Here is a 26,602-nt window from a genome sequence, read left to right as displayed (position 1 = left end):
ATCATTAGAATCTATATACCTTTTCAAAAACAATTTAAAAAACTCATCAGATAAATTGTGAGTTTCATTTGGAGCGAATAAAAAAGCTAAAAAATTACTATGTCTTATTTCATTTTTAGATAGCTTAAGTATCTGAAATATATTTGTTTTCCCAGTCCATTTAGAAAGTCTTTCTTCAATATCATCCATATCCTCTAATAGATTTTTTAAACACTTTTTTCATCTATCATATTTTTTCTCCTTACTATTATTCTAACTAAAATTTTACGTATATGTTTCTATGTCTACATTATCTTTTTAACGGTATATGTTTTTCTTTTGCAACTTACTTACCTACCAAAGCAAGTAACAAAGTTATTTATAAACTTCTCCCAACCTACTACCTATTTTTATTATTTAAAATAGGGATAATTTTTCCTCTTAAAGTATCATCATTTATGATACGGAGCTGCGTATCATGAGTGAATGATATTAGGAAAACTTCATAAAATAAATCTTTTATACATTTCCACTTCTAGATGGTCATTCATGTTAGAAGAATCAAACTATTTTTTTACTGTCGTAATAATATTAAAACACTAGAACAAATCAATTAAATTCCATAAAATATAAATAATAGACCTAGCATCATCTGGTATAAAATGGATGCTAGGTCCGTTATATTTACTCAAAATTGATTCTACGAATAGATCTTCTTATCATTTCTATTTTAGTAGTCATGCGTTGTTGTTCTTCTAAAGGTGGTAATGGTATAAGTAGTTTAGACAAATTTGTACTATTTACATTTGGTTGCCCAGTTCCGTAAGAAATTTTTTCTAATAACTTCCAATATAATGGCGAGTCTAAGAAGCAGTCTACGTATTCTGATAATAATTTCTCAACTAACCTAATTCGAATCAAGTAAGAAGCAAAAACAGATTCCTCACTTATTTCCTTAACCAAGAAACTTTTTCCCATAGTTCCTCCTGTCCTTGCTATCAAAATGTCATTTTCTTCCAATCTTAAATCAACTAGTTTAGAATTACTAATATCACAGTAAGGCACACTGGACCAATTTACACGTCCCTCTTGTATATCTGTGATTCTCAAAAACTTAACATTGCCTTGTTTTTTCGCCGAATCTGTATAGCCATATTGAATCTTAGTAGAAATACTTCCTAAATAAACCCATAGTCGAACATCGCTAGATGATTTTTCTTGTCGTTCTTTATGAACAACAGTGATCATCTTGAGTTGTCCGACTATTTTTTAGTTGCAGCAATCTTTTTGGGACGCTTATTTGCATGAAGCAACGTTGCTAAGTCTAGTAATAAAACATTGGCTAACACAGGATTGGCTTTCTCGCGATACGCTGCGGCGCCACTTTCAAACAATATTGCTAGACGATCTTCTACAACAACGATTTGTTCCAAATACGGTGGAAATTTGATTCGTTTTAGGATCCGGCTAGGAGAGTCCCGCTCGGACACTAAGAGTTCCGAGGTATAAGGACCATAAGAACGACTGGCTAAGAGATAATGGCCATAAAAAGCCACACCTTGAATCTTATCAGATGTTTTTCTGCTCATTGTCACGGTTGGTTGGATTTTGTCTTTGCGGCGAATTGCTGTTTTCATTTCAGCTATCGTCGGCAATAGATAGAAAGTCAACTGTCCTTCACCTTTTAGTGTGAAGTTGCCAGATACCAGTTGATCATTGTTTTGAGTCAAATACGATGCTTGTGGAATCTCTGAGAGATCAGTTGTCAGCCAATAAGCGATTGGCTGTCCCGTCTCTTCAGATGTATCTGCTAAGATATCGATCAAACGTAAAGCGGCTACTCGTCCAGTAGCAGATCCTGTGATTGTCAACCATAAAAGTTCCCGTTTTGTATCATATACTAAGCCCCCTACATGTGGCCGTTTAGGTAAAATCAGCAGTTTGATCGGCTGTCCTGTTTCTCTATCCAGTACATGAATAATAGAATGATGCTGATGGTCATAGCAGTAGGCAGAAATAAACACAAAATCTTGAGAAAAAGCCAACCCTTGCGGCGTCATCCATTGACAAACCTCATTTTCGCCGGTTTCCGGCACCACCATTCTTGTTTCTGTTAATCCAGGAATGTTATATTGTTTTGCTTCAGCCTTTTCCCAAGCTGCTTGAACAATAGGATACCGTTTTAACTTTTTTTCAATATCCTGATGTATCCGTTGCTGCTTCCAATGCTTAAACTTTAGGACATAGTAAACAAGGAGGCCAATGACCAGCAACACTAAAATCATTATTGCTACCCGCTGTGTCATTTTTTTGCCTCCTTGTTCTATTCGATCAATCGTACATATACCGCTATTAATTACCGTAACTACATGTTTCTTTTACTAGCGTTTCTTTATAGGATCTTTCATAATCTCATTTATAGTAACATTAAGAATCCCTTATTCTACTATAGTCACTTCCACATCAATATTGCCTCTTGTTGCTTTAGAGTATGGGCAAAATGCGTGGGCTTCTTCTGCGATTTTCTCTGCTTGGTCCTTCTCAAGTCCTGGCAAAGAAACTTCTAAAACAACCCCGATTTGGTAGCCCCCGTCTTCTAATTGAAATAAAGATACCCGTGCTTTGACTTCAGAATCAGACTCAAGATTATTTTCTTCCAGCATGTGTTGAACCGCGCCGTTGAAGCAAGATGCGTATCCAGCCGCAAAAAGTTGTTCCGGATTTGTCCCTTCACTATGGATTCCTGGGCGGTCGATCTTCATGTGCATACTTCCGTTTGGTGCCTCAACCTCGCCATCACGGCCTCCACGATTGATCATTGCTGTTTCGTACATTTTTTTCATTGAGATCATCCTTTCTTTCGTCGTTCTATATTAAGTGTAACGAGTATTTTTTAATCTGACAAAGGTAATGCTTGCATTCGGCGACATCAGTTAGACAACATCGATGATCAGTGATAGAAGCAGTTTATCTATACAAAAAAAGAAGCAGCGAAAAGCTGCTCCTTAAGATAATAGGTAAAATTGCTGATATATTTGACGATTAACCTCTTGAACGTCCCAAGAAAAATGATACTACAGCAACAACGATGATCGCACCAATGATAGAAGGAATCAAAGCCATTCCTGCTAATTGAGGACCCCAGCTACCTAACAATGCTTGTCCAATTGCTGAACCAACTAAACCTGCAACGATGTTAGCTATCCATCCCATTGATCCACCTTTATTTGTAATTGCTCCGGCAATCAAACCGATAATAGCTCCTACGATTAATACCCATAACCAATGCATAATTTTCTCTTTCTTTCTGTGAAATATTTATTACACAAAATATTTTACACTCTCATCAAATCATTAGAATCGTGATAAGACATTGTATTAAATCTAATCCTTTATCCATTTTTTATCAATCTTACTTCGCACCATCTCCAATACTTATTATTAGCCTCTCTTGGAGCATGTAAAGTTATTGTAGCTCGGTCTTTCGCTAAAGTGCAGGGCATAAATTTAAACGATATCCGTGTAGAGATAGATGGAGTATTAGATCCTGATGGTTTTATAGGAAAAAATAAAGCAGCTAAAATAGGCTATTCTGCAATCGTATCTAAATTTTATATTGAAGCTGATAATACTGATGAAGAGATTTCAGATTTTATCGCATTTATTGATCGTACTTGTCCGGTAGCTGATACCATTAAAAATGCACCTACGACTAAATCAGAAATCCATAAATTATAAACTATGAATTAAAAAAGATTCTTCTCATTTTGCACTAAACAGGTATTTCTATTTTATTTCTTGTCTTTTCGAAGGTATACATATCTATAAAAAAGACGAGAGAAAAAAACTAGTTAAATCAAGATTTTAAATACATTATTTTAAGCAATTTCATGTGTTACAACTTAATAGGAATTTAAATTTTATTATTAAATTTTTTAATCATTTACACGAAAATTAATTTTATAAAGAACATACTCTATACTCTTATTTTTTTTCAAGAACTCAAAAAAGCGGAAAATCCCAGATTTAAAAATCTGAGTTTCCGCTTTTGTCATTTCAAGGATGGACTATTGTCTCAGCCTCTTCTAATTTATTCTTAATATATTTTTACTTTCTCTGCAGGTGCTGATACTTCTTTTTGTTCTTTCCGACCTTTCAACTTATACTTCATTAATCTCATGCCATTGAAAATTACCACCAAGATACTACCTTCATGAACCAACATTCCGATAGACATATTCATCCATTCGCTGAAGAAGACGCTGGTCAACAAGACCAACACTACTCCAACTGAAATCACGATATTTTGTTTCATATTATTTGCGGTGGCTTTTACTAATCCTAATGCGTGGGGCAAGTTGCTGAAGTTCGAGTTCATTAAAACGACATCGGATGTTTCAATCGCTACGTCCGTTCCGCTTCCCATTGCAATCCCGATATCTGCTAGCGCCAAGGACGGGCTGTCATTGACACCGTCCCCGACAAAGGCGACCGTGTGCCCTTTTTGCTGGAGTTTTTCAATATAAGCCGCTTTGTCTTCCGGCAGCATATGCCCGTGCGCCTCGGTGAGGTTCAGTTCACGCGCAACCCGGTCCACTGTGCCTTGGTTGTCGCCGGAAAGAACCACTAAATCTTTCACGCCTAAATTCTTCAATTCCTGCAAGTCTTGTTTCACTCCTGGACGGATTTGGTCGCGGATTCCCATCAGAATCTTCAATTCCCCGTCGACTGCTGTCAATACTAAGGAGTTCCCATTTTTCTCGAATTGTTTGACGTCTTTCTGCGCTTTTTTACTCAACTGCACATTTTCTTTTTCCATCAACGCCACATTTCCAACCGCGATGCGGTGTCCGTCCACTTGAGCGACAATGCCGCCGCCTTTGACGACGTCTGTGTCTTCTACCGGGAACAGTTCTACCGTGCCGGTATGCTGGAGGACGGCCTTGGCTAGTGGATGGTCTGATTCAGTCTCCACGCTGGCTAAATAACTGTAGGCTTTTTCTACATTGTCTCCGTACACTTCTGTTTCCGCGACTTCAGGATTCCCGACAGTCAGCGTTCCTGTTTTGTCGAACACAATCGTATCAACTTTGCTGAAGTCATTGATGACTTCGCTTCCTTTCAAAAGAACTCCATTGCGTGCACCGTTTCCGATTCCGGCTACGTTGGAGACCGGAACCCCAATGACCAATGCACCTGGACAGCCTAGGACTAAGATCGTAATCGCCAATTCAACGTTTTGGGTCATTGCCCAGACAATGAATGCCAGAACCAAAACAGTTGGGGTATACCATTTAGAAAAGCGGTCAATAAAGCGCTCTGCTTCTGATTTAGAATCTTGCGCTTCTTCCACAAGTTCAATGATTTTACCGAATGTGGTGTCTTCTCCGACTTTGTCTGCCCAAATCTGAATGGTGCCATTTTCCAATATCGTACCGGCAAAGACTTCACTGCCTTCTGTTTTTGTGACAGGAACGGATTCTCCTGTGATACTGGCTTCGTTGATATGCCCTTCACCCGTAAGGACTGTACCATCTACTGGAACTTTCGCACCAGTTTTGACAAGCAGAACATCTCCTTCATCTACATCATCTACATCCACTTCTTCAAATTCTCCGTCTTCTGTTTGGACCAAGGCACTTTCTGGTGCCATGTCGGTTAATTCTTTGATTGCTGAACGTGTCTGGTTCAATGTACGCTGTTCCAAATAATGTCCGAACAAGAACAAGAACGTAACGATAGCCGATTCTTCATAATTTTGAATAAAAAGCGCACCAATCGCTGCAATACTGACTAAGACATCAATACTGATGACTTTGACTTTCATTGCTTGAAACGCTTGAATGGCAATTGGCGTAATCCCAAAGACAGAGGCGATGATCAAAGACCACTCTGAAAGTCCTACGTTTTCTAAAACAAAGTGACTGAAGAAACCGAGTACGATTAACAATCCACTGATGACGGTGATAACATTTTTCTTGCTTAATATATATTGTTGCATGCTTTTTCCCTCCAAATTTAATTTCTCTTTTATTGATAAACACAGTATAAGATAATTGCCTAAGTAATTAATTGACTGACATCAAGTTTAGAAAGTTCTCTTTTATCGTTTCTAAGCACCTCGAATCGGATTGCAACAAAAAAAGCAATCCTGGAAAAATAGCTTTTCTTCCAGAATTGCCTAGTTCATTTAATCTGTTAAGCGGCCTTGACTTTTGCTTTAAGGACTGGATAGCCTACGTTTTCGATAGCTTTTTGAATCTCTTCAATCGAAGTGACAGCTGAATCAAAATTGGCTTTGACTTTGCTGGAGTTGAATAATACTTTAATGCTGTCTTTATCAACACCGTTAACTGATTTTACGGCACCTTCAATTTTTTGCATACAACTTGGACAAGACAACGTTTCTAATTGCAATATAGCTTTTTCCATAATTCCTATCTCCTTTATGTGTTTTTATTTTATCGGCAGCAGATTAATGAACACTGCCTTTTCCTTTTTACAACTGTAGTATAGCTCACTTTTAGCAAACGAAAATTGACACATATTAAGTTTTGCACTTCTTTTTATCTTTTTGCTCAATTCACCATCTTAATAGTCTTTTTCTGCCCCTTATTGCCATCAGAATAATAAGAAATTGGTGGATAATCTTGTCTGCGTATAAACCATACTACAATCGCGCCAATAAACAGGGCCAGAGACAAGGCTTGCGAAACGCGGATCCACTCGCCAATCCATAAACTGTCCGTTCGCATACCTTCAATGAAGAACTGACCCACTGAGTACCACAAAACGTAACTCAAAGCGACTTCTCCTTGACGCAAAAGCTGTTTTCGGTTCCGTATAGTGACGATGAGGACAAAGCCCAACAAACTCCACAATGACTCGTATAAAAAAGTCGGATGGTAGTAGGTACCATTGATATTCATTTGTTCAATGATAAATTCAGGTAAATAAAGATTTTCCAAGAATTGACGAGTAACCAGTCCACCATGAGCTTCCTGATTCATAAAATTGCCCCAACGACCAATGGACTGGGCTAACAATACATTGGGCGCTAAAATATCAAGAACGAGTGCCAAAGAAGTACCTTTTTTCTTTGCATACCAATATAGCGTACCCCCTCCTGCAATCAATCCCCCATAAATCGCAATGCCGCCATTCCAAATCGTAAGGATTTGTCCTGAATTTTGCAGATAATAACCAAGTTCAAATAACACATAATAAAGCCGAGCGCCGAGGAGTCCAATCGGAATTGCCCATAAGGCCATATCGATAATGGTATCCTCTTCCAGTCCTTTTTTCTTTGCTTCCTTGGTGCTCAACTCGAGAGCCGCTAATATGCCTGCTGCAATAATGACTCCATACTAATGAATCACAACAGAACCAATCTCCACCACATGGGGATTCAAAACGCCTAATACGAATCCCATTCTATTTGCTCCATTTCTTCAATTTTTCGCGTCATTCTAGTCATGGTGATGCTGAACAAGATTCCGGCTAAGCTCCATGGAAACCAAACAGTGAATACACTTTTATCTCCCTGGTCACTCGCTTCGTAATACGCCACTTTTCCGTGTCCGATTACGCCGGCTCCTTTTACAACTTCCTCTTCTTTTTCCATAGCTAACCTATCTGCCTCAACAACGTTAGACGTTTTTGCTTCGCCGCCAATCGTGTTCTTGGTGAAAGGGACGACAAAGAATGCACCCGCTGCTGACAACGTGATGGCAACTATCACCCAAAAACAATGCACATTCACCCTACTTATTTTTACGTTTTGTTCGACAACCCTATCTTAAAGAAAAATAAAACAAAAAAACTTGAGGGTTATCATGTTTGTGCTTTTATTTTTCCAATGAATGAAGGTCGTTCTGTCTTAAAAAAGCCAAAAACGGACAGATGGAAGCAAAAACACTGAGTTCTGTCCCGTTGTTAATGAAGAGCGACAGAACACCAACGTGTAGAAAAAAGTGTGTCCGATTATTCGCTGTAAAGCAATAAATCATCTAAATCCTGAATCTTGATCCTTTTCCCAGACAGCTGTTGAATCAATCCCTCGTCCTCCAATTCTCCAAATTTGCGACTGATGGTCTCAGGTGTCGTTCCTAAATAGGAAGCAATGTCCTTTTTTGCCATCGGCAGGGTGATGGTGGGAGAGTTGCCCATTTCAGGTTCCACATTTTCTGCCAAAAACAAAACTAAACGGGTAATGACACTCTCCACGGCTACTTGTGTCGTTTGACGTTCTGAACTTTCTAACCGTTTAGACATTTCCGCCAATAGTTTTAAAGAAATAGCTGGGTATTGTTCCAGAAAATCTTGGACATCTTTTTGCTGAATCATACAGACAACGGTATCTCGGGTTGCTTCGGCATATTCCTCGTGTACTGCATCCGGGTTGAACAAGGTCCATTCTCCGGTGAAATCACCAGGGTTCAAGATCCGCACTAGCTGCTCTTTGCCAGAGTCTGCCAATCGATAAATACGGATTTTCCCACGATTGATAATATATAAAGTATCCTCTTTTTCTTGTGAACGAAACAGAAACTCTCCTTTTTGATACTGTTTCGTGTGGGCTTTTTCAGCAATGTAATTCATCGCGCTATCCTCTAAGTGATTGAATATTGGAACCAAGCGGATACAGGCTGCGTGGTCGCCAATTTCATGATGGGTATGTTTAGTCAATTCATTCTCCCCCTTTATTTATTTTGTTTATATTCGCTGCTTTTATTATATAAGTCTCTTACTACAAAAAAATTGATGCACATCAAGAAAATGGAAAAAGGACTGGAAAGAATTCCAATCCCTAAATCAGCTTCTACTTTTACCTTAATCTTCATCCTCATCAAGAGCGTCATCATCTTCTAATGCTTCTTTACCAATGAACGCTTGCAGCATCCAAATGTTCTTGTCTAAGTCATTTTTAAAAGCAATCAATGTATCTTCTAAAGCATCGTCACCCTCGTCTTGAGCTAAACGAATCGCGCGAATAGTTAGGTCACGAGTGCTTCTGAAGTCCTCGATAATATTTTCAACCATGTCTTCTGCTTTAGCGTATTTATTAACTGCATCTTCCGAAAGCATCGAATATTTTTCAAATTCAACCGTTGTCGAAGCAGGTTTATGCCCAGAAGTAATTAGACGCTCCGCAAGTTTGTCGAACCATTTTTCATTTTCGTTATACAACTCTTCAAATTTTTCATGCAACGTAAAGAAATTGGCTCCTTTTACATACCAGTGATATTGGTGCAGTTTCACATGTAATGTATGCATGTTGCCTAAAAGATGATCCGCAATGGCCGCTGCATTAATTTTCGTATGATGAACATGTTCCTTGTGTTCTTGTTCTTCTTGCAATCTTTCTTGGGGTGTTCTTTCTTGAGTAGCTTTATTTTCAGTCATGATTTATTCCTCCTATAATTTTGGTTTGTTTAAAATAGCTTTCTTTGATTCCTCCTTTTTCTTTACTGAATTTAGTATAGGATAGATTTCCGTTAAAAAAATTGACGCTCATCAAGAAAAGTATTTCTTAATAGACGCCAGGCTTCTCTATTAAATTCAACTGAAATAATCAAAGGAATGAAGTCGTTCTCTTCAAACAAAAATTTCATTAAAGTAGGGCCTAAAAAAAGAATAGCAACTATACTTTGTCAAGAGACCTGACTGCTATTTTTTTGCTTGTTATTCTTCAATTACCAAATGTCTTGCCTTGCAGTATATTTAATGCTCTTTCTCACTAGTGTTGCATGCAACACTAGTGAGAAAGAGCATTAATAAGATTAACCTAGAAGAATAACTTTACTTTATTTATGTCATACCATAAATAAAAATTGAAAAGAATTTTTTATTTATTTTTAGTAGATCGATTAATAGGAGTTTTAGCTTGGGAGCGTCAATAATTTTGTGTAAATGGTTCTTTAGAGGTAACCTTTGATCGAACCCAATCGAATGTCTTCAATTGTTTGGTCAATGCATCTTGAGTGCTGCGAGCGAAGCGATCCAGTTTTGTTATTACTAGCGTATCGCCAGTCTGTATTTCCTGTAGGAGTTTTTGAAACTCAGGTCGGTTACTTTTGGTTCCAGTAATTTTTTCAAAATAGATTCGATCGCAACGCTCATCTTCCAGTTGTCGCATCTGTCCTGCTAAATCCTGATGGCGAGTACTTACTCGTGCATATCCATATTTCATGTTTTTCACCCTTTTTCCAGCTTTACTTTTGACTATAAGTTATGACACCGTTGTATGTATTGATTTTACTGGATTGGACAACCGTAGTCAATACTCTTGATTTTTGAATATGATAGCCTAACTTTAAATTCACAAGGATTGAAAAACGCGATAAGAAAAGCGGACAAGTCCGCCTTGACCTATGAAAAAAATAGGAAATTTGACCCTGAATGAGCAGCGAAGCGCGCAATGGGGCAAATTTATCTTTTTTCACTAGGTCAGGACTTGGGAGCTAGACATTGATGGCTGAACTTATAATCCCCTAGTCTACAAAAAAATATGCTCCCCCGATATAAGAAAAAGAGGAGGAGAAATCGTTTAAAAACTTTTTAAATTATCTTATCATGAAAAAAGGAAGTCTGCATAATTTTTGTATAATTACTCAAAGAAGGAGATGTTTGGGAAATATTCCTGTTTTTGCTGAGATTTAAAGTACAGAGCATTTTTGGGCGCTGTACTTTACTTTTCAAGTCGACATAGACACAGTCATTGTCTACCTCCATCAAAATAATCAAATAATCAGCTCCAACTAATTCAGCAAGTTTTGCTACTGCAAAATCCCACAACTCTCCCTTTCCACTAATGAGACAGGTACTACATTTATAGATGGCTTCGTTTCACCTTCAATCGATGCAACAATCGACTTTGTGGCGATATCAGCCATTTCTCCTAACTTCATTTTCATAGAAGTCAATGGCGGATTAAAATATTTAGACGATTCAATATCATCAAATCCTATAACAGAGATGTCATCTGGAACTTTGAGACCTCTTTCTTGAATAGCTTTGATTGCTCCAAATGCTATCTTATCATTACTGGCAAAAATAGCCGAAAACTCACTATTTCCATTAAATAATTTTTTCGCAGCCTCATATCCAGCATTTTCCACAAATTCGCTATTTACAATCAAGTTCTTATTTACTTCTATCCCTGCATCTTCTAATGCTTTTTTGTATCCTCTTATCCTGTCTTTAGAAGAGAATTTGACCGTACCGCCTGTAATATGTGCGATTTGTTTATGTTTTTTATCTATGAGATATTTTGTCGCACAATAAGCGCCGTTGTAATTGTCCGCATTCACTATCATGCACTGGTTATAGGTGGCATCTTCAGGTCTGATTGATTGATCGAGCAGCACAACTTTATACCCTCTATCAATGATTGTTTTTATCGATTCATCGTCGTCATTCTGGCCTATGAAAATCCCACCAGAAATTGTCTTATTATAAAAACTCTCTTTAATTTTTTCATAGCCTGCGACGCTATGTATAATATGGACAAGAACCAGGTAATCCATCTCACTTGCTGTTTCTATCACTGAACTAGTAAATTCTAGATAATACGGACTTTTGGTAATTCTATTTTTTAGTCCAACTTCTTCATGTATCAGGTCTATAATAAATAAGCCGATCACCTTATTTTGGCTTCCTGCAAGCATCCTTGCTGAAGCATGTGGCACATACTCATGTTCCTTAATTACTCTTAAAACCTTTTCTCTTGTTTCTTCCGAGACATTTGAATAATTATTTATCACTCTGGATACAGTACTGCGTGATACTCCGGCAATTTTTGCAATTTCAGTACTATTCATCATAAAGGCATCTCCTTTCGTTCGTAAACTCGTGTTCATACTGCAACACTATATTATTTGTCCATTTTTTTCAATCTTTTTCTGTTTTTCGAAAAACTCTGCCTGCTTCAGGATTCCAGCAAAAGGAGACTTTTGGCAATACCTTTCATGCAGAAACCATCAGCAAATGCCTTCAACCGCAGAACAAACTACCACCCCGGTGTTTTGTTCTAAAAATAAGGCACCCAGGATTATATTTCATCCTGGGTGCTCTATGTTTTGCTGCTGGCATCAGATTCTGCCTGTAAAGTAAGCAAGCAATTCTAGTTCGTCTAATATTTTCTCTTTCATGTTCACTTATTTATTGTTTAACTGTTTGAACATTTCTATCATTTCTTCGATTAATAATTTAGTTGTCTCCGTCGACATCAATTGATCTTCTGCGTGCATGATTATTAACGAAAGTTCAACTTTTTCGCCAGCAGCTTCTTTTTGTATCAAAGAAGTATGTGCATGATGGCCTTTCACAAAATATTCCGATGCTTCAGCCATTTTCTTTTCTGCTTCATTGTACTTTCCTTTTCTGGCATCTCTTAATGCTTCAATAGCCAATGATTTGGCCATTCCAACATTACTGATTATACTAAAAGCAGTTAATTCAATTCCTTCCATGTGTAAATCTCCTATCTTGAATCTTTCGGTTTGTTCTCAGCGTACTGCAGCTTTTTTAAATCGATTCTACTACTTCTTGTGACTGTATTTCATTCTCCATTTCATCTTCAATAATCGCTGCTTTATTCGCTGCGATTACAAACGGCGAGTAAATCAATACACTCACCGCAAGACAGATGAATCCGACAAACAGTGCGACGATATTTCCGCCTGTACCCAAGAAAGGCATCAATGGTCCTGGTGTTGTCCAAGGAATACCAATCGTTACCGGCGGCATAATCTTAAGAATCATAACTGCGGTATAACCAATCATAATGTTAACCAGTGGCGCAATAATAAATGGAATAATGTAAATCGGATTCAGAATAATCGGTAAACCAAAGATAACCATTTCGTTTATATTGAACAAACCGGGTACAAAAGAAAGTTTGCCAATACTTTTCGATTCCTTATTTTTCGAGAAAATCAATATAGCAATGATTAGACCCAATGTCGCTCCTGAACCGCCATATTCAGCGAAAGCAGTAGCTAAACCACTGTACGTTATCGGATAAGGCGCTCCCCATGTAGTACCGCTTTCAGCATAATGTAAGAGGTTTGCGTTTCCGGCTTCCGAGAACATGGTATCTCGAATAGCTGCAATCGTATTTGGTCCGTGTATTCCCATAGCCCATAGCAATTGAGATAATAATGCTAAAATAATCACTGAGAATAAACTTTGACTCATTCTGGTCAATGGTGTTTGAATGATGTTATAAATTAATTCATGTAATCCGCCCGGTGCAGCCATTTTTACAAAGTAGTTGAGGACGGAGAAGAAAATCGTCGTGATGATAATCGGGATCAACACTTTGAAGGATCTTGCAACTGCTGGAGGTACTTGTTCTGGCATTTTAATTTCTAACTTATCTGATTTTGCTAATCTAGACATTAGTTCGCCGACCAAGAGCCCAACCAAAATTGCTACAAACAACCCTTGTGCGCCCATATATTGATTTGTTAGATAATTTACTCCTTCATTATCGAAATAATCAGGATAGATGATGAAATAAACAGAGATTGCGGTCAAACCTGTCAACAAATCATCGCCTTCCATTAGTTTCGCAAGGTTTCTGGCTATCAAAAACACAATCAGAATCGAGAAAATATCAGCTGAACCTTTAACAACTGGAGCGAACACTGCTTGGAATTTAACAATACCCGGAAAAAGTTTATCGAATTGCAAGATTTTAAACATGAATCCATCTGCTGACAAGAAAACATTATTCAATAACACCATCAATGATCCTGCCATCGTTAATGGGAATGATAAAATAAAAGCATCTCTTACTGCGCATATGTGTCTTTGAGCGTTCAACTTTGTAGATAAAGGCACTAACAATCTTTCTATAGCACTTTGAAATTTGTCCATAAAACTCATTTTTTTTAGCCTCCTTTCCTAGTTTATTTTTTGTAAAGCATCTTCTAAAATCGCTTTTCCATTCATCATTCCATACAGCCGCATGTCCATCACTTCTACGGGAATTCTGCCTTTTACAAGTTTTTCAACGGTCCCTTTCTGGAAACGCACTTGTGGTCCTAAAAGAACGATATCGACATTATCAACGGCCGTACTTGCCTCTGCAACTGGAAGAGCATCTATTTCTACTTCAATTCCTTTTTCCTTTGCGGAGTTTCTCATTTTGGTCACAAGCAAACTTGTGGACATTCCTGCTGAACATACTAGTAAAATTTTTTTCATGGTCTATCTCTCCTTGTTTTTTCATATTCATTGATTGTGAACGATTCTTATAACTCTTCTCCATTGGTGCGAATAACATTTTTGTACCAATAGAAGCTGTTCTTTTTGATTCTTCTCAAATCTTTTTGATCATTTTCATCTCTGTCCACATACACAAATCCATAGCGTTTTTGATAACCATTCAACCAGCTTAACAAATCTGTAAATGACCACGTGCAGTAGCCTAGAAGATCAACACCATCTGTTATTGCTTCTTTACAAGCCTTGATATGTGCGCTCAAGTAATCGATTCTGTGAGCATCATTGACAGTGTCGTCTTCTTCAAGCTTGTCGAATTCTCCAAGCCCGTTTTCTGTAATAAGTATTGGAAGATTATATTTGCTGGTCAATCTTCTTAGTCCAATTCTTAAACCAGTAGGATCAATTGCCCAGTCCCAATTTGTTGTTTCCAGATGTGCATTTTTTGCATTTTTATAAACTCCGGGTAATCCGCTTTCTTTAGTGGTGCCTTTTTTACCTGTGTTATTGATACCTTCCGATTGCCCTACTCCATCAAGCGGATTGAATGCAACTGTGCTTGTTTGGTAATAATTTATTCCGATAAAATCTGGTTTTACTCTTTCCAACAATTCAAGATCTCCATCTTCAATAGTGGGTGCGATCCCAAGTCTTTCGTAATATTTAAAAGCGAACACTGGATATTTACCTTTGCAATAAACATCGAGCCACCAATTGCAATTTAAATCCTCTGCATTTTCTGCGGATAAAACATCTTTTGGATCGCAACTGAATGGATAAACTGGTCCAAATGCAAAGCTTGGTCCAATCATACCGTCTGGAACATATTTTTTGAAGGATTCAATTACGGTAGCATTAGCTAAGTTCGCTATATGATTCGCCTCAAGCATTCTCTTTTGATCTTTAACAGCTGGCGGGTGCATAGCGGTTACGTAACCTAGTGTTACAAATATATTTTGTTCATTCAATGATACCCAGTGCTTAACTTTATTCCCAAATCTCTTGAATAACGTTACACAGTATTCATTAAAATCATGAATGATTTCTCTTGATTCCCATCCGCCGTACAAATCTTGAAGATGTTGAGGTAAATCCCAATGGTACAACGTAATGATTGGTTGGATATTGTTCGCGATAAGTTCATCTATCAAGTTTTCATAAAATTTTAAGCCTTCTTCATTTACTTCATTTCTTCCATTGGGATAAATACGTGTCCATGCAATTGAGAATCTATAAGCTTTCAATCCCATTTCAGCCATTAAAGCTACGTCTTCTTTGTATCTATTGTAATGGTCGACCGCGATATTCCCGTTTGTATTCTTAAATGTTGTCCCCGGTTGGCGGGTGTACACATCCCATACACTTTCCCCCTTTCCATCTTTGTCCCATGCTCCTTCAACCTGATACGCTGCAGATGCCGATCCCCATAGGAAATCATCTTGGAATTTGTCTAATTCTTCGTATATCACTGAATCTTCTCCTCCGTTTTCAATATAAATTTATTTTCAAACATTCTTTCTTGAAACAAAACTGTTGTGTATTTTAGATAGAAGCTTTTATAACAGCACCCAGTATGTTGGCATCGTTATTATGCTTGCATCTATTAATTTCGGTAGTAATAAAATCCGCTTCTAAATACTCCCTACAGGTTTTCTTATACGTTTCTCTTACTTTATTGATGAACCAGTTTTCTTCGGATATTCCTCCACCGATGCATATCACTTCAGGATTATAAAAAACGGTGATTACTATTAATTGAGCCACTATGTTTCCTATCCATTCATCTACTGAAGACACAGCTGATTCATTTCCGTTTAGGTACTTCTTGCAAACCTCATTTCCATACTGAACCTGCTCCTCCCGATTAGCTTTTTTATTGTATAAATTAACCAATCCGGTTATCGAAGCATAATCACCCATCTTATCAAGGCCGCCTATCTCAGCGTTTACAAAAGGCATATTATGGAATTCCCCCGCAAACGAATCTTTTCCATACACAACTCCGTTTTCGTCGCATATGCATCCGCCTGTTCCTGTACCTATAATCAAAAACGCTGAAGATTTGTATCCCTTTGCATTTCCAATTTTAAACTCACATAAACCTGCCGCTTTTGCATCATTGATTGCGGACACTTTTTTATTTGTCCTTTTGTTGATTTCATTATTGATATTTGTGCCGTACATTATAGCTACGTTAGGAGCAGCATAGGATTTAACATTCGAGTCTTCATCAATAAGGCCGGGTGCGCTTACACCGATTTTGTCAATTTCATCTACATTTCTTATATTTGAACATATATAATCGTAAAATTCGTCGGCTGTATTGTACTTAACCGTTTCGACTTTCCACTTCTCTTTGATGCGATGTTGCTTGTCTATTAATGCATACTTAATGAACGTCCCTCCTATGTCTATTCCTAAACTTATTTTCCCCATAACACTTCTCCTTAAAATGAAGGTCTTGCAGTTTGCCTTCTTATATTGCAGCTTGATTCAAACTCATAAACGCGCGTTCATGATTTGTTAAAAAGAAAAACGATACGCTCATTTCCACCTTTTTTTATACGATGAACATCCCATGAACGCGCGTTTATGGATATAGCATATACTGAAAGCAATTACATTTCAATACTTTTTTTATTTTTTTTATTTTTTATGTGTAGTTTTTGTTTAAAAAGTACCTTTTAATTCCACCAATACTAAAAAATAAGGGAGCGATTTCATCTTCATTTAACCAGTTTTTAAAGTACAGAGCAAATTTCTGGGCTGTACTTTATTTTTTTGACTTCAAAATTGATAGAAATGAACATTTTGATTTTCATTATCATTTTTCAGAAAAAAATACCTTCTCAAGTTAATAAATCAACTTAAGAAGGTATAGATTTTTATCACGCTAAACTGTTAAAGCAATTATTTTATTACCGTTGTTACATCACCGTTACCATCAAATAATTTACCAGCATTTTCTAATGATGTAATAATCGCTTTTCCATCTTTCGCATTTTCAACAAATTCAATTGCTGCTTCTACTTTTGGTAACATGCTGCCAGGAGCGAATTGGTTTTGTTTTATATATTCTTTTAATTCATCGACCGTTACGTCGGTTAATTTTTTTTGGTCTGGTTTATTCCAATTGACATAGACATTGTCTACCCCAGTCAAAATAATCAAATAGTCCGCTCCAACTAATTCAGCAAGTTTTGCTGCTGCGAAGTCCTTATCAATAACCGCTTCAATTCCTGTAAATCCTTCCTCAGAGGCGATTACCGGAATTCCACCGCCACCGGCAGCAATCGTAATCACACCGTTATCTGTCAATGATTCTACAATTGGGTATTCTAAAATACTCTTTGGTTTTGGTGAGGGTACAACTTTACGCCAACCACGACCAGCATCTTCAATAAAGGTCCCGTTCCCTTTTTTCATTTCAACCTTTGCTTCTTCCTCGCTTAAAAATGGACCAATCGGTTTTGATGGATTTTCAAAAGCCGGATCATTTTCATCCACTTGTACTTGAGTAACTAAAGAAACAACTGGCTTTTCAATATTATGAGCAATCAATGCTTCACGTAAAGCATTTTGCATCCAAAAATCAATACTTCCTTGTGTCATTGCCACAAGAGAGTCCAGCGGAAATGCTGGATTTTTTTCTGAATCTGCTGCGGCATGCTGAAGCAACAAATTCCCTACCTGCGGACCGTTTCCATGAGTGATCATAATTTGGTGGCCCTCTTTTACAAAACTGACTAAATGCTCACTTGTTTGACGCAATGATTCTTTTTGTGCTTCCGCTGTTGGAATATCTGTTAAAATGGCGTTTCCACCTAAAGCAACAACTATTTTTTTCGGCATATTTCCATTCTCCCTTACTCTCGCTTTTTATAAAAATCAACGACCGCTCTTCATGACAAAGATTTCTCTAGTTTCTGCAAAAATAAAAAAATACCAAAAAGCGTGTCCCATCCGGAAGTGTGTCCATAATCAGCAATTCTTGAAATAGCTTCATTCCAGTCAGTCATTTTTTTATCTTTGATTATTTGCAACAGAGAGACAAACTGAGTGCTTATGTAACCAGATAACAAAGCTTTGTAGTAAGCATCACTTACTTTTGTTGTTTGTGTACGCTCTAATTGAGTTAAAATGAACGAAGACCATTCCATTGGCATAGAAAAAGAGTTTGACATCATAATCATGCCCATCAACATGTCATCCCCACTTGGTGTAAGGCCTATTCCTCTTCCTAAAAAGTGAGCTACGAACTGCTGAAAAAACTCATGATTTTCCCAATTTGCATCCAAGAATTCTTCTATTAACAATTGATCACGTTCATTTGCAACTAATTCAGTTTTCTCATCAATTCCTAAAGATTGGAAATTGTTCTTTAAATTATAAATCAACTTTGGGTTGATTTCATCTATCGTTCCTTCAATCTGACTCCAAACCAATCGTCCTTCTACCAGTAACCCACGAACAAATTCTCGCTGGCTGGTAATATCTGTAATGAAATAAACTACATAGTCTTTTCCATCTTCTGGTGCGCAATAAATATAAAGATGTGTCATCACTAAACGTGGTAGATGAACATCTTTAGGAAGTGTACCTATTTCAATTTCCTCTTTTTCCATCGTAACGGATTCATAGCCCCACTCTTCAGAAGCAGTGACCAGCTGTGCACACTTTTCCAGTACTTCGATAGCCGTTTCTAACAAGTCCTTTCGTTCCTTTCTTTTAGATACTAGTATTCTCCTGGTAATAACATCGTTTGATACTCACCCGAATCAATGGCCCATATTTTTTGAGACACTGATTTCAAACGAAGCTTAGGTGAAATCAGATACTCTTTTCTTTCTTCCGGTTCTTCTTGACGATGAACCAACTTTTGATTTCCTTTTTCCGTAGAAAATTCAAAAATTTGAAGATAGTCTAAAGGAAGTTGCTTTTGAACGTTTTGATCGATTAGATTCCAACATAAAGCTTGTAATTCCACTGATAAACTGTCCATTACTCCCTTTGTGACATAACGTTGTCCTTTATTTTGAAACATTTCTTTTCCCTCCTTTGCCATAAAAATAGCCCAATCTTCTATTAAAGAAGATTGGGCTTCATGGATATAATATATATTTGATATTCAATTTGATTCATTTTATACTATTAAAAACAGACAGTACTAAAAATGTTTATCGGAGGAATGGTTCTGTTGCAAAGTTTTAAATCTACTATCAGATAAGGTAGAATAATAGAAAAAGATAGCAGGAGGAATGACGATGAGTCATTTTAAAGGAAAGCAATTTCAGCAGGATGTGATTATTGTAGCCGTGGGCTACTATCTTCGTTATAACCTTAGCTATCGTGAAGTTCAAGAAATCTTATATGATCGTGGCATTTTTCTCATACGACGATTTATCGTTGGGTGCAAGAATATGGCAAACTACTCTATCAAATTTGGAAAAAGAAAAATAAAAAATCCTTTTATTCATGGAAAATGGATGAAACGTACATCAAAATTAAAGGAAAATGGCATTATTTGTATCGAGCCATCGATGCAGATGGTTTAACCTTGGATATTTGGTTACGTAAAAAACGGGACACACAAGCAGCCTATGCTTTTCTTAAGCGGTTAGTGAAGCAGTTTGATGAACCGAAGGTTGTAGTCACAGATAAAGCCCCCTCTATTACAAGTGCCTTTAAGAAACTAAAAGAATACGGCTTTTATCAAGGGACAGAACATCGTACCATTAAATACCTGAATAATTTGATTGAACAAGACCATCGTCCAGTAAAGAGACGCAATAAATTCTATCGAAGTTTACGCACTGCCTCTACCACGATTAAAGGCATGGAAGCCATTCGAGGATTATATAAGAAAACCCGAAAAGAAGGCACTCTCTTCGGGTTTTCGGTCTGTACTGAAATCAAGGTATTATTGGGAATCCCAGCTTAAATCATAGATACCGTAAGGGATTTTATTCTTTATTTAAAACTTTGCAACAGAACTGTAATTCCTAAGGCAATGTGTACTGCTTCTTTTTGAACAGCATCACGTCTTAACGGAATATACGTCGCGTCTAGAAATAGACAAACATATTGCGAATGAAAAATAGGACGAGAATGAAAAGCAGTCACTTGTTCGTCCACCATTTTGGTGATGTTAGAAATAGTAGTTGGACTATAATGTGAGCCATACATTTTTTCAATTAAATCAGCAATTTCTCTAGTGGTAATGCCTTTTTCATAGAGCTGAATGATGGTTGTTTCTAAACTATCAATACGATGAGTGTATGGAGGAATCAACGATTGATGAAACTCTCCTTTTCTGTCCCTAGGGACACGGACATTGATTTGACCAAACTGTGTGTCTAGTCGTCTGGTGTAATCGCCATTGCGATAGTTTCCGTTATTAAAGCGCACATAAGGATCATATCCTAAAATAGCAGTAAGTTCGCTTTCTAAAAGAGAATTCATTGTACTTTCAAGTTGATTGCGAAAAACTTCTGTTAAATTGGTATTTTCTAGTAGTGCTTGAGCGATTTCTTTGTTAAACTGATTCATAGGGAAGACCTCCGTTTGATTTGGTTTAGTCGCTTTAATCATACGAATAAGGTCTTCCTTTTTCAATACCCTAATTTACACAAACTATTTTACGCTCTCAAAAGTTAAACACCATGTTACCTTGATTATACCAAAAATCAAGTGTCTTCTAAAGAGGAAAAATTCCATCAAAAATAAGGCTATTTTTCAGTCATTTTTCGAGCAATAATATTTTCTCCTCCAGCTAGATTTAAAATATTCCCTGTTAAATATTCAGCACTATCTTGACAGAGAAAGTAAATCGTCTGCGCCACATCTTCACCCGTGGCTTTTCTTTTAGAGTTGGCATTTTCAAAAGCACTTGAGATAGTGTCGGTTCTTTTTACTTTGTTGAGTTTTTCAGTTTTTTCAACGGATTTTTCCTGTTCAGCTTCTTCAGGGGCCTTTTCCTTTTTGACTTCTTCAAGAAATTTTTCTTTTCTAGTACCTTCAATGAATTTTTCTTTTTTTGCCTGTTCACTTAATTGTTCCTTTTCAGCTTCTTCAATGCTTGCTTCTTTCCACTGGGCTTTAATATCTCCGGGGCAAACCATATTTACTGTAATATTAAATTCTTTTTCTTCCACTGCTAGAGTTCTAACGGCAGCTGCCACCCCTGTTTTTGCTGCACTGTATGCTCCTCTTTGAGGCCAACCAGTCACTCGTTCAATTTGATCGTAACCTAACGTAACAATCCGTCCCCAGTTTTGCCTTTCCATATGTGGAAGAATTGCCTTCATTAAATAGAAGAAACTATTTAAATTAGTATTCATCATGTGCAGCCATTGATCCGTGGTACAGTCTTTTAATTTAATTTCTTCATGAATAAATGGACCAGCATTTAAAATTAGAATATCTAACTGACCAAAATCTTGATAAATTTTTTCAGTCATGTTCACTACTTCCTCTTCCCTTCCAATATCTCCTGGATAAAGGCGGACAGTGGTGGAAAAAGAAGTCATTAATTCTTGCTGAAATTCTTGGGCTATTTTTTGATTATGGTGATAATTTAAGGCAAGTTGATACCCAGCTTTCGCAAAAATAAGGGCTATTTGTCTCCCAATTCCTCTTGTTCCTCCTGTAATAAAGACAACTTTATTAATCAACTTCCCTACCTCCTCACTTAATGGCCATCATAAACTCTGAACGTAACGCAGGATTGTCCCGATAGACACCCCGGCTTACTAGGGTAAAAGTTTTCGCTTCTTCTTTTTTTGCCCCGCGACTTGAAACGCATAAATGTTTCGCTTCAATCGCCACCATTACACCACGTGGTTCTAAAACTGACTCAATAGCATCGGCAATTTGATTGGTCAATCTTTCTTGCACTTGAAAACGTCTGGCGTAACCTTCTACTACTCGAGCAATTTTAGATAATCCTGTTACTTTTTTATTAGGAATGTAAGCCACATGAGCCACTCCAAAAAAAGGAGCAAAATGGTGTTCACACATGGAATAAAATTCTATATCTTTCACAATAATCGGATCATTTTGGGTAATATCAAAGGTTTTTTCTAAATGAGAAGCTGGGTCTTCCCTGTAACCTGTCGTATATTCTAGAAAAGCTTTGACTACTCTAAACGGTGTTTTATCTAAATCAGGATTTTTTTCGTCTTGTCCACACAAGGTCATTAAGGTTTTTAAGGCGTTCTCTATTTCATGAACATCTTCTAGTTTTTCTTGAAATTGGGAAGAATTTTTATTTAAGTTGGGAAAATTACTTTCTAATAAATTTTCTTCGCTATAGCGGTCTTCATTATAATCTTCATTCATCATCATTTGTCATGTCTCCTTAGTTACTGATGATTTGAGAGCGTAAAATAGTTTGTGTAAATTAGGGTATTGAAAAAGGAAGACCTTATTCGTATGATTAAAGCGACTAAACCAAATCAAACGGAGGTCTTCCCTATGAATCAGTTTAACAAAGAAATCGCTCAAGCACTACTAGAAAATACCAATTTAACAGAAGTTTTTCGCAATCAACTTGAAAGTACAATGAATTCTCTTTTAGAAAGCGAACTTACTGCTATTTTAGGATATGATCCTTATGTGCGCTTTAATAACGGAAACTATCGCAATGGCGATTACACCAGACGACTAGACACACAGTTTGGTCAAATCAATGTCCGTGTCCCTAGGGACAGAAAAGGAGAGTTTCATCAATCGTTGATTCCTCCATACACTCATCGTATTGATAGTTTAGAAACAACCATCATTCAGCTCTATGAAAAAGGCATTACCACTAGAGAAATTGCTGATTTAATTGAAAAAATGTATGGCTCACATTATAGTCCAACTACTATTTCTAACATCACCAAAATGGTGGACGAACAAGTGACTGCTTTTCATTCTCGTCCTATTTTTCATTCGCAATATGTTTGTCTATTTCTAGACGCGACGTATATTCCGTTAAGACGTGATGCTGTTCAAAAAGAAGCAGTACACATTGCCTTAGGAATTACAGTTCTGTTGCAAAGTTTTAAATAAAGAATAAAATCCCTTACGGTATCTATGATTTAAGCTGGGATTCCCAATAATACCTTGATTTCAGTACAGACCGAAAACCCGAAGAGAGTGCCTTCTTTTCGGGTTTTCTTATATAATCCTCGAATGGCTTCCATGCCTTTAATCGTGGTAGAGGCAGTGCGTAAACTTCGATAGAATTTATTGCGTCTCTTTACTGGACGATGGTCTTGTTCAATCAAATTATTCAGGTATTTAATGGTACGATGTTCTGTCCCTTGATAAAAGCCGTATTCTTTTAGTTTCTTAAAGGCACTTGTAATAGAGGGGGCTTTATCTGTGACTACAACCTTCGGTTCATCAAACTGCTTCACTAACCGCTTAAGAAAAGCATAGGCTGCTTGTGTGTCCCGTTTTTTACGTAACCAAATATCCAAGGTTAAACCATCTGCATCGATGGCTCGATACAAATAATGCCATTTTCCTTTAATTTTGATGTACGTTTCATCCATTTTCCATGAATAAAAGGATTTTTTATTTTTCTTTTTCCAAATTTGATAGAGTAGTTTGCCATATTCTTGCACCCAACGATAAATCGTCGTATGAGAAAAATGCCACGATCATATAAGATTTCTTGAACTTCACGATAGCTAAGGTTATAACGAAGATAGTAGCCCACGGCTACAATAATCACATCCTGCTGAAATTGCTTTCCTTTAAAATGACTCATCGTCATTCCTCCTGCTATCTTTTTCTATTATTCTACCTTATCTGATAGTAGATTTAAAACTTTGCAACAGAACCGCTTAGATTGTAACGCAGGTAGTAACCAACAGCGACAATAATGACGTCTTTTTTGAATTGTTTGCCTTTAAAATGATTCATTACTCTGTCCTCTCTGTCTTTTTTCTCAATTTTACACTAAAATAGATTTTTTGGAAAACTTTGCAACAGAACCCTATTTATAAACTGTAAAAGCCTAACTTTGAACGACAGCATAAACTGTTGCAAAAGTTAGGCTTTTTATCTGCTTTCGTGTGTCTACCTAGAGCTTTTTCTGACAGAAGTATTTACCAAAAGTTAAACGAAGAAAGTGAAAATCGAGAAGAAAGAATCACTCTTTAGCATGAAAAAAAAGAACTTTATCCTGATTAAAATAACGAAACAATCAAATATGACTTGTGCAAAAAAAGAGATGAGACCACTGCTACTTTTAGCAATGGTCTCACCTCTGTTTTACTGGTTATCGTCAGGTCAAAACGGTTTTTTTACAACCTATCTGCGGTATTCAAGAAGCTGTTTTTCTCTGTTCATTCTTATTGCTTGATGCAGACCAGCCTTTTCACAACCTAACACGCGGTGTTCAAAGAGCTGACCTTCAACAATAAGTCAAAACGCTCTTTTTACAACCTCTATTCACGGTGTTCAAGAAGCAACTCCTCAGCAATAAGCGCTAGATTTCCAAAATATGAGAAACTATTTTAGAAATCTAGTTCTTATTTGCTCGGAGCTGGACGCTTCTTTCACAACCTCTATCCTCGATCTTTTTGGTCATACACTTCTTTGACGTTGATAAATTGATCAAGTATTGGATTTTCTCCTTTTAGGTCAGCTTCGAAACGGATACCGTCAATATTGATTCTGGCATTACGGTAGTAGTCAGTTCCTAGTTGTCCCCATGCAGGAGTTGAGGCATCGACATTGCAGAAGATATCAAATCCTTGTTGTTTCAAGTAAGCAAATTTTTGATTTGCTTCAGAATAAGGTTGCCAATCGCTGATGTCAGCGCCAAATGGGTAGATCAAAATATTTGTTTTGCCTAAAATAGGTGCAACTTCATTTTGCCAACGTTCATTATCTTGTTGGATATCGGCTAAAGAAGCTTGTGTCATATTCAAGTGTCCCCAAGTATGAGAAGCAAAACTCCAACCATCTTTCTTTAATTGAACAGCAACTTTTTTGGCTGCTTCGATTTCTTTGTTTGTTTTTTCGTTATCACCATATTCTGATTTTGATGTACGGTAACCTAATACACCATTATAGCCTGTTAAAGCTAATGTTCCTTTGGCGCCTTGATAAGAAAAATCGGGATGTTTTTTAATGAATGAATCGATCAATGGAACCATATCATAGTCACCAACAGTTTCCTTCTTATTGTCGATATAAATATTCTTGATTTGGTTCTGTTTATCGACAATCAACTTACTTGGAAATCCTGAATTGTCCATGTATTCATAATAGCTGACATCGTCTTGCGAAAGAATTAACGGTTTCTTTCCTTCTGGAAGAGAAACACCTGTAAAGGTCAGTTTTCCATCTGTTCCTTTTTTGACTAATCCATTTAGATTAACAAGAACATAGTTATTTTTATATAACTGATCAATGGTTTTATTGAATTCGGAAATAGTGACCATATAATCTTTATACCCTTGTGCTTGCTGGGTATGAAAAGCCTTAGCTGGATCAACGATCAGACTATGAAAGAAGACGTGTGAGATTTTGGTCGGGTCTTCCCATTTTACCAAGGATTCTTTTTCTTTTTTCAAAGTTGCTAACAATTGTTGCGCTTCTTTGGCGTCGTCTTTTTCAAGTAAGGAGATGGCTTCATCATAATGATAACTTGCAGCAAGCTGTTTTGCTTGATCAAGCTGTTTCGTCGTTTGTTTATCTTCAACAGGTTTTGAGCTGCTGCTTGAGTGTTGAGTTGTTTGACTAGTGTTTTCTAATTTATTGTTTGTTGCTGCTTGTGTAACAAAAAAGATACTTACACCTAGAATAATAACAGTGCATACAGAAGTGACAGCCAATATGATTTTGTGTGTATGTTTCATTTTATCGTCCCTACTACTTTTTGATTTCAAAAACCCCCGTAAGCTTTTCTTAACCTTTTGAAAAACTTCCCATAACCATTGTAACGAATATAGAAACAAGTGTAAAAGAAACTTTTGTTTTTTTTGATTTTTCTCTTATTTTCTTTAACTAGAGCGCTTTTTATGAGAAGTACTATTTTGTAAAAGTTATAAAGTGAGAGAGGTGAAAATGTTCGGATTTTCGCTGTTTTTATTTCCAAGAAAAACTAAAATAAACCCCTGGTGCTAGTTAATTTTTTCCTAGAGGAAAATGTCTAAACATGTTGGTAAATCAACAAAAAAACGCATATAGTAGTCTCAAAACTCCCAAGAAATGAGGACTACATATGCGTTCATCAAAATATACTGAACATTATACAGATACTTTTATAACATTCAAGGAAATTATGAGAACTGTTTCTAACATATACCACAATTGTGTACCAGATAAGATTAAAAACCGAAGAAATACTGATCAACTGAAGCAACGCGATACAGTGATTATTGCTTGT

The 26,602-nt window shown here is 36.9% G+C and carries 23 protein-coding genes and 9 pseudogenes; 4 read left to right on the top strand and 28 right to left on the bottom strand.

Annotated elements, in window-relative coordinates:
* The 5 genes from A5844_RS06345 to A5844_RS06325 form a co-directional block, all read right to left on the bottom strand.
* Window positions 1-189: PD-(D/E)XK nuclease family protein (locus A5844_RS06345; protein WP_179190569.1), on the bottom strand; the 189-nt coding region annotated here is incomplete at its 3' end.
* Window positions 190-663: 474 nt separating this feature from the next.
* Entirely contained in the window at window positions 664-1,227 is a 564-nt protein-coding gene (locus tag A5844_RS06340; protein WP_086284369.1) for a restriction endonuclease subunit S, read from the bottom strand.
* Between the two features lie 14 nt (window positions 1,228-1,241).
* Window positions 1,242-2,285 carry a YncE family protein gene (locus A5844_RS06335; protein ID WP_086284368.1) on the bottom strand — a complete coding sequence of 348 codons (1,044 nt, stop codon included), beginning with the start codon at window positions 2,283-2,285 and terminating at the stop codon, window positions 1,242-1,244.
* 132 nt (window positions 2,286-2,417) lie between these two features.
* On the bottom strand, window positions 2,418-2,822 hold the full coding sequence (locus tag A5844_RS06330; RefSeq protein ID WP_002292291.1) for an organic hydroperoxide resistance protein: 405 nt from the start codon (window positions 2,820-2,822) through the stop codon (window positions 2,418-2,420).
* 199 nt (window positions 2,823-3,021) lie between these two features.
* Complete coding sequence (locus A5844_RS06325) at window positions 3,022-3,270, bottom strand: GlsB/YeaQ/YmgE family stress response membrane protein (RefSeq protein WP_002292290.1); 249 nt, start codon at window positions 3,268-3,270, stop codon at window positions 3,022-3,024.
* Between the two features lie 81 nt (window positions 3,271-3,351).
* Between A5844_RS06325 and A5844_RS06320 the strand changes: the two genes are divergently transcribed.
* Window positions 3,352-3,717: an OsmC family protein gene (locus A5844_RS06320; protein ID WP_306174466.1), complete on the top strand. Its 366-nt coding sequence runs from the start codon at window positions 3,352-3,354 to the stop codon at window positions 3,715-3,717.
* Window positions 3,718-4,075: 358 nt separating this feature from the next.
* Here A5844_RS06320 and A5844_RS06315 read toward each other — a convergent pair whose 3' ends face one another.
* The 17 genes and pseudogenes from A5844_RS06315 to A5844_RS06235 all read right to left on the bottom strand — a co-directional run bounded on the left by A5844_RS06315 (window position 4,076) and on the right by A5844_RS06235 (window position 19,255).
* Window positions 4,076-5,980 (bottom strand): heavy metal translocating P-type ATPase, encoded by a 1,905-nt coding sequence (locus A5844_RS06315; RefSeq protein WP_086284367.1) that lies wholly within the window; start codon window positions 5,978-5,980, stop codon window positions 4,076-4,078.
* Between the two features lie 197 nt (window positions 5,981-6,177).
* Entirely contained in the window at window positions 6,178-6,411 is a 234-nt protein-coding gene (locus A5844_RS06310; protein WP_002292161.1) for a heavy-metal-associated domain-containing protein, read from the bottom strand.
* A 146-nt stretch (window positions 6,412-6,557) separates the two neighbouring features.
* A pseudogene (lgt, locus tag A5844_RS06305) lies at window positions 6,558-7,412 on the bottom strand (prolipoprotein diacylglyceryl transferase).
* The gene (locus A5844_RS06300; protein WP_002300938.1) at window positions 7,397-7,735 is read right to left on the bottom strand and encodes a hypothetical protein; all 339 of its coding nucleotides are present in this window, start codon (window positions 7,733-7,735) and stop codon (window positions 7,397-7,399) included. Before A5844_RS06300 ends, lgt begins: the two are co-directional and overlap by 16 nt.
* Window positions 7,736-7,962: 227 nt before the next feature.
* Window positions 7,963-8,667 (bottom strand): Crp/Fnr family transcriptional regulator, encoded by a 705-nt coding sequence (locus tag A5844_RS06295; protein WP_002292156.1) that lies wholly within the window; start codon window positions 8,665-8,667, stop codon window positions 7,963-7,965.
* 144 nt (window positions 8,668-8,811) lie between these two features.
* Window positions 8,812-9,384 carry a Dps family protein gene (locus tag A5844_RS06290; RefSeq protein ID WP_002292150.1) on the bottom strand — a complete coding sequence of 191 codons (573 nt, stop codon included), beginning with the start codon at window positions 9,382-9,384 and terminating at the stop codon, window positions 8,812-8,814.
* A gap of 565 nt (window positions 9,385-9,949) precedes the next feature.
* Window positions 9,950-10,171: pseudogene (locus A5844_RS06285) on the bottom strand (recombinase family protein); the annotation flags it as partial.
* 586 nt (window positions 10,172-10,757) lie between these two features.
* Window positions 10,758-11,804 carry a LacI family DNA-binding transcriptional regulator gene (locus tag A5844_RS06275; RefSeq protein WP_002319287.1) on the bottom strand — a complete coding sequence of 349 codons (1,047 nt, stop codon included), beginning with the start codon at window positions 11,802-11,804 and terminating at the stop codon, window positions 10,758-10,760.
* Window positions 11,805-12,137: 333 nt separating this feature from the next.
* Window positions 12,138-12,452, bottom strand: a complete 315-nt coding sequence (locus A5844_RS06270; RefSeq protein ID WP_002305088.1) for a PTS sugar transporter subunit IIA — start codon at window positions 12,450-12,452, stop codon at window positions 12,138-12,140.
* Between the two features lie 55 nt (window positions 12,453-12,507).
* Window positions 12,508-13,872, bottom strand: a complete 1,365-nt coding sequence (locus A5844_RS06265) for a PTS sugar transporter subunit IIC (protein WP_002319286.1) — start codon at window positions 13,870-13,872, stop codon at window positions 12,508-12,510.
* A gap of 18 nt (window positions 13,873-13,890) precedes the next feature.
* Complete coding sequence (locus A5844_RS06260; protein WP_002305086.1) at window positions 13,891-14,193, bottom strand: PTS sugar transporter subunit IIB; 303 nt, start codon at window positions 14,191-14,193, stop codon at window positions 13,891-13,893.
* A 47-nt stretch (window positions 14,194-14,240) separates the two neighbouring features.
* Window positions 14,241-15,680, bottom strand: coding sequence for a glycoside hydrolase family 1 protein (locus A5844_RS06255; protein ID WP_002305084.1), 1,440 nt, complete (start codon window positions 15,678-15,680; stop codon window positions 14,241-14,243).
* 73 nt (window positions 15,681-15,753) lie between these two features.
* Window positions 15,754-16,647 carry an ROK family protein gene (locus A5844_RS06250; RefSeq protein WP_002305082.1) on the bottom strand — a complete coding sequence of 298 codons (894 nt, stop codon included), beginning with the start codon at window positions 16,645-16,647 and terminating at the stop codon, window positions 15,754-15,756.
* A 474-nt stretch (window positions 16,648-17,121) separates the two neighbouring features.
* A complete protein-coding gene (gene arcC / locus A5844_RS06245; RefSeq protein WP_086284366.1) occupies window positions 17,122-18,063 on the bottom strand; it encodes a carbamate kinase in 942 nt (313 codons plus the stop codon).
* Window positions 18,064-18,113: 50 nt separating this feature from the next.
* On the bottom strand, window positions 18,114-18,509 hold the full coding sequence (locus A5844_RS14610) for an oxamate carbamoyltransferase subunit AllH family protein (RefSeq protein WP_256205926.1): 396 nt from the start codon (window positions 18,507-18,509) through the stop codon (window positions 18,114-18,116).
* A 120-nt stretch (window positions 18,510-18,629) separates the two neighbouring features.
* A pseudogene (locus tag A5844_RS14605) lies at window positions 18,630-18,920 on the bottom strand (4'-phosphopantetheinyl transferase); the annotation flags it as partial.
* 26 nt (window positions 18,921-18,946) lie between these two features.
* Entirely contained in the window at window positions 18,947-19,255 is a 309-nt protein-coding gene (locus tag A5844_RS06235) for a DUF960 domain-containing protein (RefSeq protein ID WP_086284680.1), read from the bottom strand.
* Between the two features lie 220 nt (window positions 19,256-19,475).
* Here A5844_RS06235 and A5844_RS06230 point away from each other — a divergent pair.
* Window positions 19,476-20,152, top strand: a pseudogene (locus A5844_RS06230) (IS6-like element IS1216 family transposase).
* 53 nt (window positions 20,153-20,205) lie between these two features.
* Here A5844_RS06230 and A5844_RS06225 read toward each other — a convergent pair.
* The 3 genes and pseudogenes from A5844_RS06225 to folE all read right to left on the bottom strand — a co-directional run.
* A pseudogene (locus tag A5844_RS06225) lies at window positions 20,206-20,760 on the bottom strand (IS256 family transposase); the annotation flags it as partial.
* A gap of 179 nt (window positions 20,761-20,939) precedes the next feature.
* The gene (locus tag A5844_RS06220) at window positions 20,940-21,884 is read right to left on the bottom strand and encodes an SDR family oxidoreductase (RefSeq protein ID WP_002295192.1); all 945 of its coding nucleotides are present in this window, start codon (window positions 21,882-21,884) and stop codon (window positions 20,940-20,942) included.
* A 13-nt stretch (window positions 21,885-21,897) separates the two neighbouring features.
* A complete protein-coding gene (gene folE, locus A5844_RS06215) occupies window positions 21,898-22,557 on the bottom strand; it encodes a GTP cyclohydrolase I FolE (protein ID WP_002295193.1) in 660 nt (219 codons plus the stop codon).
* A 129-nt stretch (window positions 22,558-22,686) separates the two neighbouring features.
* Between folE and A5844_RS06210 the strand changes: the two are divergent.
* Window positions 22,687-23,241, top strand: a pseudogene (locus A5844_RS06210) (IS256 family transposase); the annotation flags it as partial.
* Between the two features lie 53 nt (window positions 23,242-23,294).
* Here the strand turns inward: A5844_RS06210 and A5844_RS06205 are convergent.
* From A5844_RS06205 to A5844_RS06195, 3 genes and pseudogenes are all read right to left on the bottom strand, one after another.
* A pseudogene (locus A5844_RS06205) lies at window positions 23,295-23,971 on the bottom strand (IS6-like element IS1216 family transposase).
* Between the two features lie 74 nt (window positions 23,972-24,045).
* Window positions 24,046-24,126 (bottom strand): annotated as a pseudogene (locus A5844_RS13915) (IS6 family transposase); the annotation flags it as partial.
* Window positions 24,127-24,773: 647 nt separating this feature from the next.
* Window positions 24,774-26,072, bottom strand: coding sequence for a polysaccharide deacetylase family protein (locus tag A5844_RS06195; RefSeq protein WP_086284679.1), 1,299 nt, complete (start codon window positions 26,070-26,072; stop codon window positions 24,774-24,776).
* Window positions 26,073-26,437: 365 nt separating this feature from the next.
* On the opposite strand from A5844_RS06195, the pseudogene A5844_RS06185 reads away from it, so the two are divergent.
* Window positions 26,438-26,602, top strand: a pseudogene (locus A5844_RS06185) (IS982 family transposase); the annotation flags it as partial.

It is taken from the genome of Candidatus Enterococcus wittei, from assembly GCF_002140175.1.
Taxonomy (GTDB): Bacteria; Bacillota; Bacilli; order Lactobacillales; family Enterococcaceae; genus Enterococcus_B; species Enterococcus_B wittei.
The sequence above is the reverse complement of the archived record's forward strand: the minus strand, read 5'-3'. Positions and strand labels throughout refer to the sequence as shown.

Bases quoted from the DNA above. Each gene is read 5' to 3' on its own strand.
- A5844_RS06340 (WP_086284369.1), bottom strand. From the start codon at position 1,227: ATGATCACTGTTGTTCATAAAGAACGACAAGAAAAATCATCTAGCGAT.
- A5844_RS06335 (WP_086284368.1), bottom strand. From the start codon at position 2,285: ATGACACAGCGGGTAGCAATAATGATTTTAGTGTTGCTGGTCATTGGC.
- A5844_RS06330 (WP_002292291.1), bottom strand. From the start codon at position 2,822: ATGAAAAAAATGTACGAAACAGCAATGATCAATCGTGGAGGCCGTGAT.
- A5844_RS06325 (WP_002292290.1), bottom strand. From the start codon at position 3,270: ATGCATTGGTTATGGGTATTAATCGTAGGAGCTATTATCGGTTTGATT.
- A5844_RS06315 (WP_086284367.1), bottom strand. From the start codon at position 5,980: ATGCAACAATATATATTAAGCAAGAAAAATGTTATCACCGTCATCAGT.
- A5844_RS06310 (WP_002292161.1), bottom strand. From the start codon at position 6,411: ATGGAAAAAGCTATATTGCAATTAGAAACGTTGTCTTGTCCAAGTTGT.
- A5844_RS06290 (WP_002292150.1), bottom strand. From the start codon at position 9,384: ATGACTGAAAATAAAGCTACTCAAGAAAGAACACCCCAAGAAAGATTG.
- A5844_RS06275 (WP_002319287.1), bottom strand. From the start codon at position 11,804: ATGATGAATAGTACTGAAATTGCAAAAATTGCCGGAGTATCACGCAGT.
- A5844_RS06270 (WP_002305088.1), bottom strand. From the start codon at position 12,452: ATGGAAGGAATTGAATTAACTGCTTTTAGTATAATCAGTAATGTTGGA.
- A5844_RS06265 (WP_002319286.1), bottom strand. From the start codon at position 13,872: ATGAGTTTTATGGACAAATTTCAAAGTGCTATAGAAAGATTGTTAGTG.
- A5844_RS06260 (WP_002305086.1), bottom strand. From the start codon at position 14,193: ATGAAAAAAATTTTACTAGTATGTTCAGCAGGAATGTCCACAAGTTTG.
- A5844_RS06250 (WP_002305082.1), bottom strand. From the start codon at position 16,647: ATGGGGAAAATAAGTTTAGGAATAGACATAGGAGGGACGTTCATTAAG.
- arcC (WP_086284366.1), bottom strand. From the start codon at position 18,063: ATGCCGAAAAAAATAGTTGTTGCTTTAGGTGGAAACGCCATTTTAACA.
- A5844_RS06235 (WP_086284680.1), bottom strand. From the start codon at position 19,255: ATGTTTCAAAATAAAGGACAACGTTATGTCACAAAGGGAGTAATGGAC.
- folE (WP_002295193.1), bottom strand. From the start codon at position 22,557: ATGATGATGAATGAAGATTATAATGAAGACCGCTATAGCGAAGAAAAT.
- A5844_RS06195 (WP_086284679.1), bottom strand. From the start codon at position 26,072: ATGAAACATACACACAAAATCATATTGGCTGTCACTTCTGTATGCACT.